General features: G+C 63.7%; 13 protein-coding genes. 2 read left to right on the forward strand and 11 right to left on the reverse strand.

The features are described 5' to 3' along the window. Positions 1-10: 10 nt before the first annotated feature. The gene (locus NKI31_RS18105) at positions 11-904 is read right to left on the reverse strand and encodes an SDR family oxidoreductase (protein ID WP_023704933.1); all 894 of its coding nucleotides are present in this window, start codon (positions 902-904) and stop codon (positions 11-13) included. Between the two features lie 127 nt (positions 905-1,031). On the opposite strand from NKI31_RS18105, the gene NKI31_RS18110 reads away from it, so the two are divergent. After that, positions 1,032-1,970: an AraC family transcriptional regulator gene (locus NKI31_RS18110; RefSeq protein ID WP_023747308.1), complete on the forward strand. Its 939-nt coding sequence runs from the start codon at positions 1,032-1,034 to the stop codon at positions 1,968-1,970. A gap of 740 nt (positions 1,971-2,710) precedes the next feature. Here the strand turns inward: NKI31_RS18110 and NKI31_RS18115 are convergent. From NKI31_RS18115 to uxaC, 10 genes are all read right to left on the reverse strand, one after another. Further along, positions 2,711-2,863 carry a hypothetical protein gene (locus NKI31_RS18115; RefSeq protein WP_352652242.1) on the reverse strand — a complete coding sequence of 51 codons (153 nt, stop codon included), beginning with the start codon at positions 2,861-2,863 and terminating at the stop codon, positions 2,711-2,713. A 395-nt stretch (positions 2,864-3,258) separates the two neighbouring features. Then, positions 3,259-5,097: a DNA helicase RecQ gene (gene recQ / locus NKI31_RS18120; protein ID WP_023747309.1), complete on the reverse strand. Its 1,839-nt coding sequence runs from the start codon at positions 5,095-5,097 to the stop codon at positions 3,259-3,261. Between the two features lie 260 nt (positions 5,098-5,357). After that, positions 5,358-5,696, reverse strand: coding sequence for a cupin domain-containing protein (locus NKI31_RS18125; protein ID WP_352652243.1), 339 nt, complete (start codon positions 5,694-5,696; stop codon positions 5,358-5,360). A 10-nt stretch (positions 5,697-5,706) separates the two neighbouring features. Further along, positions 5,707-6,474: a 2-dehydro-3-deoxy-D-gluconate 5-dehydrogenase KduD gene (kduD, locus tag NKI31_RS18130; RefSeq protein ID WP_023704936.1), complete on the reverse strand. Its 768-nt coding sequence runs from the start codon at positions 6,472-6,474 to the stop codon at positions 5,707-5,709. After that, complete coding sequence (kduI, locus tag NKI31_RS18135) at positions 6,471-7,328, reverse strand: 5-dehydro-4-deoxy-D-glucuronate isomerase (protein ID WP_023704937.1); 858 nt, start codon at positions 7,326-7,328, stop codon at positions 6,471-6,473. The genes kduD and kduI overlap by 4 nt, the downstream gene beginning before the upstream one ends. A gap of 20 nt (positions 7,329-7,348) precedes the next feature. Then, positions 7,349-8,125 carry a FadR/GntR family transcriptional regulator gene (locus NKI31_RS18140; RefSeq protein WP_023684107.1) on the reverse strand — a complete coding sequence of 259 codons (777 nt, stop codon included), beginning with the start codon at positions 8,123-8,125 and terminating at the stop codon, positions 7,349-7,351. A 23-nt stretch (positions 8,126-8,148) separates the two neighbouring features. Next, the gene (locus tag NKI31_RS18145; protein ID WP_352652244.1) at positions 8,149-9,429 is read right to left on the reverse strand and encodes a TRAP transporter large permease; all 1,281 of its coding nucleotides are present in this window, start codon (positions 9,427-9,429) and stop codon (positions 8,149-8,151) included. After that, on the reverse strand, positions 9,430-9,993 hold the full coding sequence (locus tag NKI31_RS18150) for a TRAP transporter small permease (RefSeq protein WP_023668678.1): 564 nt from the start codon (positions 9,991-9,993) through the stop codon (positions 9,430-9,432). A gap of 70 nt (positions 9,994-10,063) precedes the next feature. Continuing rightward, positions 10,064-11,041: a TRAP transporter substrate-binding protein gene (locus NKI31_RS18155; RefSeq protein WP_023684104.1), complete on the reverse strand. Its 978-nt coding sequence runs from the start codon at positions 11,039-11,041 to the stop codon at positions 10,064-10,066. 38 nt (positions 11,042-11,079) lie between these two features. Further along, positions 11,080-12,489 carry a glucuronate isomerase gene (uxaC, locus tag NKI31_RS18160; RefSeq protein WP_352652245.1) on the reverse strand — a complete coding sequence of 470 codons (1,410 nt, stop codon included), beginning with the start codon at positions 12,487-12,489 and terminating at the stop codon, positions 11,080-11,082. A 175-nt stretch (positions 12,490-12,664) separates the two neighbouring features. On the opposite strand from uxaC, the gene NKI31_RS18165 reads away from it, so the two are divergent. Further along, positions 12,665-14,167 carry a mannitol dehydrogenase family protein gene (locus NKI31_RS18165; protein ID WP_352652246.1) on the forward strand — a complete coding sequence of 501 codons (1,503 nt, stop codon included), beginning with the start codon at positions 12,665-12,667 and terminating at the stop codon, positions 14,165-14,167. The last annotated feature ends 47 nt before the right edge of the window (positions 14,168-14,214 follow it).

The following is a 14,214-nucleotide window of genomic DNA, read 5'->3' on the forward strand; positions in this document are numbered from 1 at the left end:
GCCGGCCTGATCAGGCCTCGAAATAGCCGGGACGGTCGAGATCGGCGATGAGCCCAAGCCCGGTCGGCTGCCATCCCAGCGCAGTGCGGGTCTGCTCACTTGACGCCGACAAGTCCCTGCCGATGAAATGCCCGAGAAAGCCGAAATGCGCAGCCGCCTCCTCGGGGCCTATGGAAACGACCGGCAGGCCGAGCCGGCGGCCGATGATCTCGGCGATCTCTTTGCTCGCCACGCCCTGTTCGGCAACCGCATGATAGCTGACGCCGCCCGCCCCCTTCTCCAGCGCCAGCCTGTACAGGGTGGCGGCGTCGAACCGGTGCACCGCCGCCCAGCGATTTGCGCCGTCGCCGACATAGGCCGAGACGCCCTTTTCACGCGCAATGGCAATCAGCATCGGCACGAAACCGTGATCGCCCTCGCCATGGACGGTCGGCGCCAGCCGCACCGTCGATGCGCGCACCCCGCGCGCTGCGAGCGCCACGGCCGTTGCTTCCGAAGCGCGCGGCATGGAGACCGATGGAGGCGCAGGTTTGTCGTCTTCGGTTGCCGGCCTTCCCTGAGCAAAACCGGCGAGTCCGGAGGTGACAAGCAGCGGCCGCTCGGAACCCTCGAGCGCCGCGCCGAGCGTTTCGATGGCGCGCTGGTCAACTGCGCAACTGGCGGCGAATCTCGAAAAGTCGTGGTTGAAGGCCGTGTGGATGACGCCATCCGATTGGGCAGCGCCGCTGCGCAGGCTCTCGAAATCCTCGATATCGCCGCGATGCGCCTCGGCGCCCGCGGCCACGATCGACTCCGCACCTGCTTCCGACCGCGCGAGGCCAAGCACCTGATGGCCCGCCCCGAGCAATTCCCGCACAACAGCCGAACCGACAAAACCGGTAGCCCCGGTAACGAACACACGCATGATCATTTCTCCTTGGTTTTCGGCGAAGGCCGTACAGGCAGCCCGTTGCCGAAGGAGATAGAAGGTTGCGATCATACGATCTATACTGTAAAATCCGAGATATCTTCGCAATCGTCCGAGAACGCTCATGGATCCGCTGTCAGACGTGCTGTCGCTACTGAAGCCGCGCAATTACCTGTCGGCTGGGCTGGAAACCGGTGGCGACTGGGCGATCCAGTTCCCTGACCAGCAGGCCGCCATCAAATGCGGCGCCGTGGTGTCCGGCCGATGCTGGCTGTCGGTCGAGGGCGTCCCTGACGCGGTGCGGCTGGACGTGGGCGACTGCTTCCTGTTGCCGCGCGGCCGGCCTTTCCGCCTTGCCAGCGATCTCGGCCTGCCGACGGTCGATGCGCGAACGATCTTTTCACCGGCGCGGACCGGCGGCATCACCGTCCATAATGGCGGCGGCGATTTCCTCCTGGTCAGCAGTCGCTTCACGCTGTCCGGCGACCATGCCGGCATCCTGTTGCGGATGCTGCCGCCCATCGTCCACATCCGCGGCGAGAGCGACCATTCGGCGCTTCGCTGGCCGGTGGAGCGGATGATGCAGGAATTGCGCCAGCGGCGTCCCGGCGGCTTTCTCATCGTCGAGCACCTCGCCCACATGATCCTGATCGAGGCCTTGCGCCTGCATATGACCGCGCAAGGCAATGTCGGCTGGCTGTTCGCACTCACCGACAGGCAGATCGGCGCGGCGATCGGCGCCATGCACGAGGACCCGGCGCATGGCTGGACATTGCAGCAACTGGCGGAGCGCGCCGGCATGTCGCGATCGACTTTTGCGCTCAGATTCAAGCAGACGGTCGGGGCCTCACCCCTGGATTATCTGACGCGCTGGCGCATGATGCTGGCCGGCGACAGGCTGATGCATTCCGGCGATCCGGTTTCCGTCATCGCCCTGGCGCTCGGCTACGAATCCGAAAGCGCCTTCAGCACGGCATTCAAGCGCGTCATGGGCTGTTCGCCGCGGCAGTACAGCCGCCAGGAGCCGGACCCGACTGCGCAGGCCGAACGCGAAGCCGCCTGAGGCGGCGATCCGAGCGCCTTGATTACCTTGCCCTTAGAGGCTGTAGCGCGAACGAAACTCGGTGAACGACATCGCCAGATTGTTCTCGTCCACATGGCCGGTGATTCCGTCCACACTGCGCGAGTCGAGTTGTAGCGGGCGAGCCAGAGCGGACAATTGCCGAAGCCGCTCGGATTTCCCAGCGCGCTTCGACCGCTGCGGCCCTTCTGCTCAAATCGATCCCTTGCTTGCTCCATGGCATGCGCTTGACAATCGACTGATTCGCAACCCTTCGGGGATATAAGTATTCCAGTTAACTTAGGGATAATCGGCAGGAGGAACTAGATTTCAGACGCTCAATTGGCACGAGCAAAATCGCGTTTTTCATGCTTTCAGAATGACTTGCTCGCGTGCTGGCGGTTAACCGGCACCAACTTCTCCGATTTCCTTGCCTCTACGGCTGGGTAGCGCAATAGGGTTAATTGCGCGATTGCTAATATGCCTATATCTTAGGCGGCGCGGGGGGCCTCATATCTTCCCGCAGTGGCCGGTGCGGTGAAGCCCCACAAGCATGCCCAACCTGCACCGGCCATTCCCTATCTTTTCCAAGAGCTTCCGTGAAGCCTCTAGGACGCGTCGCGTTTCGGCGATGGTCGATTGCAGGGAGTCCAGTTGGCTCTCCGCTCGGAGCTGGCTACGGCGGGCGCTTTCAATGAACTGGTGGTCAGGTTCCCACCGGTCTTTCATCGGGCTTAGCCTCTCTACAGACGAACGAACTTGTCGAGATGCAGGCGTATCCGCTGGCCCTCAGCATAGGACAGCGCAAACGGTTCAATCACGAATGATCGGGTAATTTCCTGGTCTTCCTTGGCCACAGGAACGGACCATCCGCCGCAGGCTTCGACCACTTCCACGCAAGGCAATGCTTTGCGGATTGGACCCACGTTTCCACCACAGCCTCTATACGAAAAGCAATGGTAACCTCGAGTTTTATACTCCCGTCGAAAGCGGGTTTTCAACAACAAAGATGGTCTGAATCATACCATTCGGGTCAGCGGATAGCGGCTGCCGAGGTAGCGTCTCCAAGGCCGAGAAAACCGCCATCCGCGCGCAACAGCGGGTTTCCATAGTCACGGCTACATCCGAAGAATCGACCGCATAGATTCAGGAATGTGTGTTGTCGTCCGGTTCCATACAATTTAGAAGGCCATTCCCCTACGGCAGGGTAGCGCCAAAATGAAAGGATAAGCGGGCGGGCAAGTTGAAGGCGTACTGATGCCGGATCGGGCTTTGGTCCAGCAAAACCCTTTCAGCCTGGCGTCTCGGAAAGGTGCGCGGCAATGGCGCTCACAAAAGCCTTGCCGAACTCCTTGAGTTTGGCGGCGCCGACGCCATTCACCCCGGCAAAATCGTCGAGGTCTTGCGGACGACGCTCGGCCATGTCGATCAGTGTACGATCCGAAAACACCACATAGGCCGGCACCTGGCGTTCCTTGGCCAGACGCAGCCGCAGCGTCTTGAGCGCCGCGAGCAGCGACGCATCTACATTTTCGCTCTGGGGGCTCTGCCCGGCGCGAGCCGCGCGGCGCGCGGCGCGCGTGCGCATCTCGACCCGATACTGGAACGGCACCTCGTCCCGGCCGAGTGCGTGGCCCTTGTCCGCGATGGCCAACCCGCCATGGCCGGCCGGGTCCGGCATCAGGAAACCGTTCGCGACCAGCTGGCGAATCATAGATTGCCAAAAATCCTTCTTGTGCGCGGCGCCATTGCCGAAGGCTGCCAGCCTGTGATGCCCCCTTGCCGCGATCTTTTCAGTCTCGTGGCCGATCAGGATGTCGATGACATGGCCGGCGCCGAAGCGCTCGCCGCTCTGCGCCACCGCCGCCAGGATGAGGCGCGCCTCGGAGGTGCCGTCGGCGCGCGGCGCCTGTTCCAGGCAATTGTCGCAATTGCCGCAAGGGACCGCCTCTTCACCGAAATAACCGAGCAGCACCTGGCGGCGGCACTCGGCCGTCTCGCAATAGCCGATCAGCGTATCGAGCCGGCCATGCGAGCGGCGCTTGTGTTCGACAGCGGCGTCCTCGTCGTCGATGAACATGCGGCGCATGCGGATGTCGCCAAGGCCGTAAAGCATATGCGCCTCCGCCGCCCGGCCGTCGCGACCGGCGCGGCCGATTTCCTGGTAATAGGCCTCGAGGCTGCCCGGCAGGTCGGTGTGGAAGACATACGCGACATCAGGCTTGTCGATCCCCATGCCGAAGGCGATGGTCGCCACCATGACGACGCCCGACAGCGTCATGAAGGCGTTCTGGTTGGCATCACGCGCCTCCTTGCTCATGCCGGCGTGATAGGCGAGCGCGGGGACGCCGTTCTTTTCGAGGAATGCCGCCATCTCTTCGGTCTTCTTGCGCGACAGGCAGTAGACGATGCCGCTGCGCCCCTGATGGCGCTCGATGAAGTTGAGCAACTGCCGCTTGCTGTCCTGCTTGGGCTCGATGGCAAGCTTGATGTTGGGCCGGTCGAAGCCAAGCACCTGCGTTTCGACACGCCCGCCAAACAGCCGTCTCTCGATGTCTGCCCGCGTCGTCTCGTCCGCCGTCGCCGTCACCGCAATGATCGGTACGTCGGGAAAGATGCCACGCAGCTGCGACAGGTCTTCATATTCGCGCCGGAACGCCGGCCCCCACTGCGAAATGCAATGCGCCTCGTCGATGGCGATCAGGCTGACATCGAGCCTGGCAAGCGCATCCAGCATCCGCTCGGTCATCAGCCGTTCCGGCGCGAGGTAGAGCAGCCGCGTCTGGCCCGACGCGACGCGGCGCCATGCCGCGACATTGGCATCACGGTCGATCGAGGAATTGATCGTATCGGCGGCGACGCCGGCGAGGCGCAGTGCCGCGACCTGATCCTGCATCAGCGCCACTAGCGGCGAAACGACAATGGTCAGCCCACCCTTGACCAGCGCCGGAACCTGGTAGCACAGCGATTTGCCGGCACCCGTCGGCATGACGGCCAGCACATGGCGGCCGCCAAGCAGCGCCTCCATCACCGCGGCCTGTCCGGGACGGAAATCGTCGAAGCCGAACACGTCCTTGAGGACGCGCCGTTTGGGATCGTGCGTCGGCACGCTTGTCGTCAATATCTGCATCACTGATGTTTCGATCGGCCGCCCGAAGCAGCGGCGTGGACAGAACGATTAGCGCAGCCCCTGCGTGACCACAACAAGCAGCAGCAACACCCCACCGGCGATCGACCTGATTGGCATCGTTAAACCTATCTTCACCATGTTGCGGCACCGTCCAACCCTGCGGCGATGTTTCGAGTACCGCTGCGCCACGAGCGCACAGGCAACAGCCCGCGCCTCCCCAGGAGGCGCGGGTTTCCTGTTTCTGGAATTGCCGAAAAAGGTCAGGCCAGGAAATCGGCGCGGTGCGGGGTAAAGCTGTCGACCAGGCGCCCGGCCTCCAGCGCCTTGACGCCGTGCCCCAGATTGGACGGCACGATGAAGCTGCCGCCGGTCTCGATGGTCGCGGTGCGGCCGTCGATGGTCACCTCGAAGCGGCCTTCGGCGACATAGCTGGCCTGGACATGCGGGTGCGAATGCAGCGCGCCGACGCCGCCCTTGTCGAAGCCGAACTCGACCATCATCAGCTCATCGGTGGAGACGAGAACGCGCCGCCTGTTGCCGTCCGGCGTCGGCGTCCACGCGCTCTCGCCGGGCTGTGCGAAAATCTTGGCTTCAATCATGACCATCTCCTCATCGCGCCAGCCAGCCGCCGTCCACGGGAACCACCGCGCCATGCATATAGTCGGACGCTGGCGCCAGCAGGAACACGGCGGCATCGCCTATGTCTTCCGGCCCGCCCCAACGTCCCGCCGGAATGCGCGCCAGGATGGCAGCACTGCGGTCGGGATCGGCGCGCAACGCCTCGGTGTTGTTGGTTTCGATATAGCCGGGCGCAATGGCGTTGACGTTGATGCCTTTTGCCGCCCATTCGCAGGCCAGCAGCCGGGTTATGCCGAGCGCGCCATGTTTCGACGCGGTATAGGACGCGACGCGGATGCCGCCCTGGAAACTCAGCACCGAGGCGATGTTGACGATCTTGCCGCGCCGCCTCGGGTCGGTCAGCACGCGCCTGGCAAAACCCTGGCTGAGAAAGAACAGCGTCTTCAGATTGACGTCGACGACGTCGTCCCAGTCGGTTTCCGAGAAATCGACCGCATCGGCGCGGCGGATGATGCCGGCATTGTTGACCAGCCCGTCGATCGGGCCGGTCTTCTCCCACACCTGGTCGAGCATGGCCTTGGCGGCAACATGATCGGCGAGATCGCACCGCACAGTCTCGAACTGGCCGCCGGCTTCCGCGACTTGTCTTTCCGTGTCGTCCATCGCCGAGCGGCCGACACCGATGACGGTGCCGCCGGCGCGCGCGATCGAGACCGCGATGCCCTGGCCGATGCCGGTGTTTGCGCCGGTGACCAGGACGCGCTTGCCGGCCAGGCTGAAGGAGGAAGGGCCGCTCAACGCAGTTCGCCCAGCGGCACCGGGTCGACATCGGTGTAGTCGACATTGTCGCCGGCCATCGCCCAGATGAAGGAATAATTCGAGGTGCCTGCCCCTGAATGGATCGACCAGCCGGGCGACAGCACTGCCTCCTCATTGGCCATGACGATGTGGCGGGTTTCGTCCGGCTCGCCCATGAAATGGAAGACGCGCGCCGTCTCCGGCAGGTCGAAATAGAGATAGGCCTCCATGCGCCGGTCATGCACATGGCAAGGCATGGTGTTCCACACCGAGCCCGGCGCCAGCTGCGTCATGCCGACGACCAGCTGGCAGGTCTTGACGCCATCGGCATGGATGAACTGGAAGATCGAGCGCTCATTGCAGGTTTCCTTGCTGCCGAGGTCGAGCCGCTTGGCGTCGCCGATGCGGATCAGCCGGTTCGGATAGGCGTGATGCGCCGGGGCGCTGAGCAGATAGAATTTGGCCGGCGCTGCCTTGTCGGCCGACGCGAACGCCACGTCGGTGCTGCCCATGCCTAGATAGAGCATGTCGCGCGCCTGCAACTGGTGGGTGTCGCCATCTGCCGTCACCGAGCCGGCGCCGCCGATGTTGACGATGATCAGCTCGCGGCGGTCGAGAAAATTCCTGGTCCCCGTTGGCTTGATCGCTTCCAGCGGCAGCGCTGTCCCTTCCGGCACGGCGCCGCCGACGATCATGCGGTCATAATGGGCATAGGTCAGGCTGACGCGTCCCGGCTGGAACAGGTCGTCAATATGGAAGTTGTGCCGCAGTTCGTCGGTGCCCATAGAAGCCGCGGCAACCGGGTCGATGGCGAAACGCGAGGTGAAATCGGTATGCGGGTGACTTTGAGACATTACTGCTCCGGCTGAAATGGTTATTCGGATGCCGTCGCCCTGACCGAGTCGGCATAAAAGACCTGGCGGGCGTGCAGGCGCTCGCGGTAGCGCTGCTGGCTGGCGGTGAGATGGGTGCGCATCGCCTCGCGCGCGGCTTCGGCGTCGCCTGACGTGATCGCATTCAGGATCACCAGATGCTCGCGCTGCAGCCCGCGCTGATAGCTGTCGGATTGCACAAGTTCCGTCGACCAGGGCGAGGTCACGTCGCAGGGAATGGCGCGGCGTCCGAGCACATCGAGCATCTCGACATAGAACGGGTTGTTGGTGGCGCTGGCGATTGCCCGGTGGAAGGCGAGATCGGCCGGACCGGTCGGCTCGCTGTTGAGAAGCAGCCGTTCGAATTCGAAGAACGCTTCCTGGATCGCTGCTTCCTGCGCGGCGTTGCGGCGAATGGCGGCGAGCCCGGCCGATTCGATTTCGACGGCCAGGCGCACTTCGAGCACATTGAGCGCGATGGAATCCTTGCTGCCCATGTCGGCGGCGAGCGCGCCGAACATCGTTGAGATGTGCTCGGTGACGAACACGCCTGCGCCCTGGCGCGCCTCGACCAGCCCGTCGGCGGCGAGCTTGGCCAGCGCTTCGCGGATGACGGTGCGGCTGACGCCGAAGGTCTCGGTCAGCTGGCCCTCGGTCGGCAATTTGTGGCCGGGCAGGATCTCGCCCGCCTGCAACTGCTTGCGGATCGCCGCAACGACGGTCTCCGACAGTTTGGGTTTTCTCTCGACCCTGAGATCAACAGCGCTATCCGATGCCATATCGCACCCCTGTTTGAAGACGCCTATTTGAACACGCTCGGCAACCAGAGCGAAATCGCCGGAATATAGGTCACCAGCCCCAGAACCAGGATGCCCGCGCCATAGAACGGCCAGATCGAGCGCATCGCTTCCCAGACCGTAATCTTGCCGACGGCACAGGCGACGAACTGCACCGTGCCGACCGGTGGCGTGTTGAGGCCAATGCCGAGATTGAGGATGGTGATGACGCCGAAATGCACGGGGTCGACGCCGTAATGGGTGACCAGCGGCAGGAAGATCGGCGTGCAGATGATGATCATCGGCCCCATGTCCATGAAGGTGCCGAGCAGCAGCATCAAGACGTTGAGCAGAAGCAGCACCACCAGCGGATCGGTGGAGATGGCGTTCATGCCTGCGATCAGCAACACCGGCACTTTGAGATAGGCCATCAGCCAGCTGAACGAGGCCGCCGTGCCGATGATCAGCAGCACCATTGAGGTCGTGCGCACCGCGCCCTTTGTGGCATGGACGAAATCGCCCCAGGCCATCGACCGGTAGACGAAGACGGTGACCAGCAAAGCGTAGATGATGGCGATGCAGGAGCTTTCCGTCGCCGTGAAAATGCCCGAGCGAACGCCGCCGAAGATGATCCCGATGAGCAGAAGTCCGGGGATGGCGATGACCGCCAGCTGGCCGACACGCGAGAAGCCGGGAAAAGCCTCGACCGGGTAGCCGCGGCTGCGGGCGACGAAATAGGCGGTGACCATCAGCGAAGCGGCGAACAGCAGACCAGGCAGGATACCGGCGGTGAACAGGTCGGCGATCGAAATCTTGCCGCCGCCGGCGATCGAATAGATGATCATGTTCTGCGACGGCGGCAGAAGCAGCGCGATCAGCGCCGCCATCGAGGTGACGTTGACGGCATAGTCGGCTCCGTAGCCGCGCGCTTTCATCTGCGGGATCATCAGCCCGCCGACGGCAGCGGCTTCCGCCACAGCCGAGCCGGAAATGCCGCCGAACAACGTCGCGGCGATGATGTTGACCTGACCGAGCCCACCGCGGACATGACCGACCAGCGAGCCGGCAAAGGAAACGATGCGCTGCGCGATGCCGCCGCGCACCATCAGGTCGCCGGCAAAGATGAAGAACGGGATCGCCATCAGCGAGAACGCCGACATGCCCGACTTCAATTGCTGGAACACCACCAGGGGCGGCAGGCCGAGATAAAGCGCGGTGGCGAAGGACGCCGCACCCAGGCAAAAGGCGATCGGCGTGCCGGCAAACATCAAAAGCGTGAAGACGCCAAACAGGATCCAGAGTTCCATCTAGGCCTCCTGCACGGCCGGCATTTCCGGCACTTCTTCGAGATTGATATCCTTGTCGATGTCGGCGCCGGACCAGCGCAGCGCGATGCGTTCGGCCGAGAACAGGCAGATCAGAAAGCCGCCGGCAACCAGCGGCAGATAGTCGAAACCGCCGGGAAGTTCGAGCGCCGGGATGACAGTGTGCCAGGTCAGCCCGACCAGCTTGCAGCCGTACCAGACCATGCCGAAGCCGAAGCCGAACGCGATCAGGTCGGACAGGGTGCGCAGCGCCCATTTGCTGCCCTTGGGCAGGATATAGAGCAGCACGTCGAAGCCCATATGGTAATTCTCGCGCACGCCGACGGCAGCGCCCAGGAAGATGAACCAGTTCATCAGCATGATGGCGGTGACTTCGGTCCAGCTCGGTGACGCGTTGAGCACGAAGCGGGAAAACACCTGGTAGGCAACAAGCGCGGTCATGGCGACCATCCCGATGCCCGCGAGATAGAGCGCACCGTCGCAAATCTTCGAAAGCACCGCGCTGAAGCGCGGTGGCGCTCCGCTCCTGGCCGTTCCCGCAGTCATCCGATCCTCCCGGTCTTTCCGTCCCCTAAAAGCGATTGGCGGGGCGGCGCCATGCCGCCCCGCCAGAAAATCACTTGGTCGCCTGGATGCGCGTCGCGAGGTCCTTGAGCTCCGGCGTCTTCAGATACTTGTCGTAGACCGGCTTCATCGCATCGATCAGCGGCTGCTTGTCGATCTCGCTGACCTTGACGCCGGCCTTCTCGACGATCTCTCGCGACTTCTTCTCCTGCGCGTCCCACAATTCGCGCATCTTGACGACGCTATCCTTGGCCGCCTGCTTGACGATCGCCTGGTCTTCCGGCGTCAGTCTGTCCCAGCTCGATTTCGACATCACCAGCACTTCCGGCACGATCTGGTGCTGGTCGACGGTATAGTGCTTGGCGACTTCGTAGTGCTTGGCGGATTCGAAGCTGGGCCAGTTGTTCTCGGCGCCGTCGATGACGCCGGTTTCGAGCGCCGAATAGACCTCGCCATAGGCCATCGGCGTGGCGTTTGCGCCAAGCGCGTTGACCATGTCGACGAACACGTCGGACTGGATGACGCGGAACTTCATGCCTTTCAGATCGGCGATCGAGGTGATGTCCTTCTTGGTGTTGTAGAAGGAACGGGCGCCGGAATCGTAGAAGGCAAGGCCGACCAGATCATGCGTCTCGAAGGCCTTGAGGATCTCGTCGCCGATCGGCCCGTCCATGACATGGCGCATGTGCTCGACCGAACGGAACATGTAGGGCAGCGACGGCACCGCGGTTTCCGGCACGATGCCGTTGAACGGACCCATCGAGACGCGGTTCAGATCGATGACACCGGTCTGCGTCTGCTCGATCGTGTCTTTTTCCTCGCCGAGCTGCGCCGAATGATAGACCTCGACCGAATAGCGGCCGGCGGTGCGCTCCTTGATGAGCTCGCCGAGATATTTGACCGCCTCGACGGTCGGATACCCGTCCGGATGGGTGTCGGCCGAGCGCAGTACGGTCTGGGCGCCGGCAACGCCGATCATCAGCGAGCCGAAGGCGAATGTGGCTGCCATCAGTTTTGAAAAATGCAACATGACTGTCTTCCTCCCTTTTAAAATTCCACGCGCCCGGCTCACAGCCGGTACGCCTTCTTGGCAAGCGTGTAGGCAAGCTCCCGCGCCAGCTCATGCGCCTCGTCCTCACGCAGCCGGTGCTCGGCGACGAGACGGGCGAGAAAGGCGCAGTCAACCCGGCGCGCCACATCGTGACGGGCGGGAATCGACGGAAAGGCACGGGTGTCATCGTTGAAGCCGACGGTGTTGTAGAAGCCGGCGGTCTCGGTGGTCATCTCGCGGAACCGGCGCATGCCTTCCGGACTGTCGTGGAACCACCAGGCCGGCCCGAGCTTCAACGCCGGATAGACGCCGGCCAGCGGCGCCAGTTCGCGCGCGTAGCTGGTCTCGTCGAGCGTGAACAGAATGATGGAGAGGTCGCGCTCCAGCCCGACGCAGTCGAGCAAGGGTTTGAGCGCCGCGGCATAGTCGGTGCGGGTCGGAATATCGAAGCCTTTGTCGCGGCCGAATCTCTGAAGAATTCCGGGCGAATGGTTGCGCCATGAGCCGGGATGGATCTGCATGACCAGCCCGTCGTCGCGGCTCATCTTGGCCATCTCGGTCAGCATCTGGGCGCGAAACAGCTTGCGCTCGCGCTCGTCGTCCGAGCCGCGGCGGATGCGGTTGAACAGCTCTTCCGCCGCCGCATCGGAAAGATTGGCGGTCTCGGCCGTCGGATGGCCGTGGTCCGATGAGGTTGCGCCGAAGCTTTTGAAGAAAGCGCGGCGATTGCGATGCGCGTCGAGATAGCCGGCCCATGTGCCGGTGTCGCAGCCGGTGATCTCGCCCAGACGATCGAGATTGGCCGAAAATCCTTCGAAGTCGGGATCGACGACAGCATCCGGCCTGTAGGCAGTGATGACGCGGCCCTGCCAGCCGCTGTCGCGGATCGTCTTGTGCCATTGGAGATCGTCGAGTGCGCCCTCGGTCGTCGCGATGACCTCGATGTTGAAGCGCTCGAACAGCGCGCGTGGGCGATAATCGTCGCGCTGCAAAAGCGCCGCGATGGTGTCGTAATGGCGGCTAGCGGCGCTGGCGTTGAGCGGCTCTTCGATGCCGAACAGATGCTCGAGCACATGGTCGAGCCACAACCGCGTCGGCGTGCCGCGGAAGAGGTAATAGTGCTCGGCGAAGCGCCGCCAGATCGCCCTGGGATCGGTCTCGACCGGCGAGCCGTCGAGGGTCGGGACGCCGAGATCTTCCAGCCGCACGCCCTGGCTGAACAGCATACGGAAAATGTAGTGGTCGGGCACCACCAGCAATTGCGCGGGATCGGGGAATGGCTCGTTGAGCGCATACCAACGCGGATCGGTGTGGCCGTGCGGGCTGATGATCGGCAGGTCCTTGATGCCGGCATGGAGATCGCGCGCGATCGACAGCGCGCGCCCTTCGGCGGCAAAAAGCAGATCCGGATGGGTCAGTCCCGCCACGTCGTTCCTCCCAGGGGCGATATCGGTAGGATTGGAAAGAAATAATGTCAACATACAAAAACTGGATTGTTGTATGATGACTTTTAACCGGCGTCAGGTCATTGTGCGGCGGAAGAGCGGATGTTACGCCGCTAGCAGATCCCGCCCCGCACACCATCCAGCGACAAGCCGCGCCATGACCAGCAGACGCCTTTCCAACGCAACAGTGCAATCCTTGCCGGCCTCGGTCGCCGTCCCCGCCTATGATCGCGCCAGTGTCGCCCCAGGCATCGTCCATCTCGGCGTTGGAGCCTTCCACCGTGCCCATCAGGCCGCCTATGTCGATGACTGCCTGGCGGCCGGCGAGACCGGCTGGGGCATTGTCGGCGTCTCGCTGCGCAGCCCCGACACGCGCGATGCGCTGACGCCACAGGACGGGCTCTACACGCTGGCGGTGCGCGGCAGCGATGGCGAAGCGCTGCACATTATCGGCTCGATCCAGTCGATGCTGGTCGCGCCGGAAGACCCCGGCGCGGTGCTGGCCGCGCTGGCCGACCCGCGCACCCGCATCGTCACCCTGACCATCACCGAAAAGGCCTATCTCAGGGCCGCCGACGGCAGCCTCGACGAAAACCATCCCGATATCGTCCACGATCTGGGCAATCCCGGATCTCCCAGGACAGCGCATGGATTCCTGGCGGAAGCGCTGGTGCGACGCCGGGCCGCCGGCACGCCGCCCTTCACCGTGCTTTGCTGCGACAACCTGCCGGCCAATGGCGCCACGCTGCACCGGCTGCTGGTCGGGTTTGCAAAACTGCGCGATGCCGGCGCTGCTGCTTCAGGCGACGCTGCCCTCGCCGGTCATATAGCCGATGACGTTGCATTCCCATCGAGCATGGTCGACCGCATCGTGCCGGCAACCACCGATGCCGACCGGGCGCGCATCGCGGTCGAACTCGGCCTCGAGGACGCCTGGCCGGTGATGACCGAACCGTTCCGGCAATGGGTGATCGAAAACAGGTTTCCAGCCGGCCGCCCGGCCTGGGAGAAATTCGGCGTCACCATGGTCGAGGATGTCCGGCCGTTCGAGGACATGAAGCTTCGGCTGCTCAACGGCGCCCATTCGGGCATCGCCTATATCGGCCTGCTCAGCGGCCACGTCACCGTCGACCGCGCCTTCGCGGATCCCGCGATCCGCGCGTTCGTCGACCGGCTCTGGGCCGAGGCCATCCCGACATTGCCTGGGGATGCCGGGCTCGACACGTCAGCCTATACGGCCGAACTTGCCGAACGTTTCTCCAACACCGCGCTGGCCCACCGCACCGCGCAGATCGCCAATGACGGCAGCCAGAAATTGCCGCAGCGCATTGTCGCTACCGCCATCGAGTGCATCCAGGCCGGCCTGGTCCCGGAGCATCTGACGCTGGTGATCGCCGCCTGGATCGCCGCCTGCGAGGCGCGCGGCAAGGACCTGCCGGAAGCCCACTTTACCGATCCGCTCGACGCGGCACTGGCGGCGCTCGGAGCGCAGCCGACGCTGGAACGGGTGGTGACGGTGTTTGACCTCGCCGGCTTCGCCAGCGGCAGCCCCGACCGCCAGACGCTGATCGAACTGGTTGCCGCTCATCGCGAGCATATCCTGCAAGGCGGGGTGGCGCTCGCGCTCGCGGCACTGGGTATACCGGGAAAGACCAGGTGACCTGACGTCGCCCGGATACAAAAAGCCGGGCTTAAGCCCGGCCTGTT

This window comes from Mesorhizobium sp. M0659 (genome assembly GCF_040320605.1).
Classification (GTDB): domain Bacteria; phylum Pseudomonadota; class Alphaproteobacteria; order Rhizobiales; family Rhizobiaceae; genus Mesorhizobium.

Excerpts from the sequence above, each read along its gene's own strand:
- NKI31_RS18105 (WP_023704933.1), bottom strand. The coding sequence starts at position 904 with ATGCGTGTGTTCGTTACCGGGGCTACCGGTTTTGTCGGTTCGGCTGTT.
- NKI31_RS18110 (WP_023747308.1), top strand. The coding sequence starts at position 1,032 with ATGGATCCGCTGTCAGACGTGCTGTCGCTACTGAAGCCGCGCAATTAC.
- recQ (WP_023747309.1), bottom strand. The coding sequence starts at position 5,097 with ATGCAGATATTGACGACAAGCGTGCCGACGCACGATCCCAAACGGCGC.
- NKI31_RS18125 (WP_352652243.1), bottom strand. The coding sequence starts at position 5,696 with ATGATTGAAGCCAAGATTTTCGCACAGCCCGGCGAGAGCGCGTGGACG.
- kduI (WP_023704937.1), bottom strand. The coding sequence starts at position 7,328 with ATGTCTCAAAGTCACCCGCATACCGATTTCACCTCGCGTTTCGCCATC.
- NKI31_RS18140 (WP_023684107.1), bottom strand. The coding sequence starts at position 8,125 with ATGGCATCGGATAGCGCTGTTGATCTCAGGGTCGAGAGAAAACCCAAA.
- NKI31_RS18145 (WP_352652244.1), bottom strand. The coding sequence starts at position 9,429 with ATGGAACTCTGGATCCTGTTTGGCGTCTTCACGCTTTTGATGTTTGCC.
- NKI31_RS18150 (WP_023668678.1), bottom strand. The coding sequence starts at position 9,993 with ATGACTGCGGGAACGGCCAGGAGCGGAGCGCCACCGCGCTTCAGCGCG.
- NKI31_RS18155 (WP_023684104.1), bottom strand. The coding sequence starts at position 11,041 with ATGTTGCATTTTTCAAAACTGATGGCAGCCACATTCGCCTTCGGCTCG.
- NKI31_RS18165 (WP_352652246.1), top strand. The coding sequence starts at position 12,665 with ATGACCAGCAGACGCCTTTCCAACGCAACAGTGCAATCCTTGCCGGCC.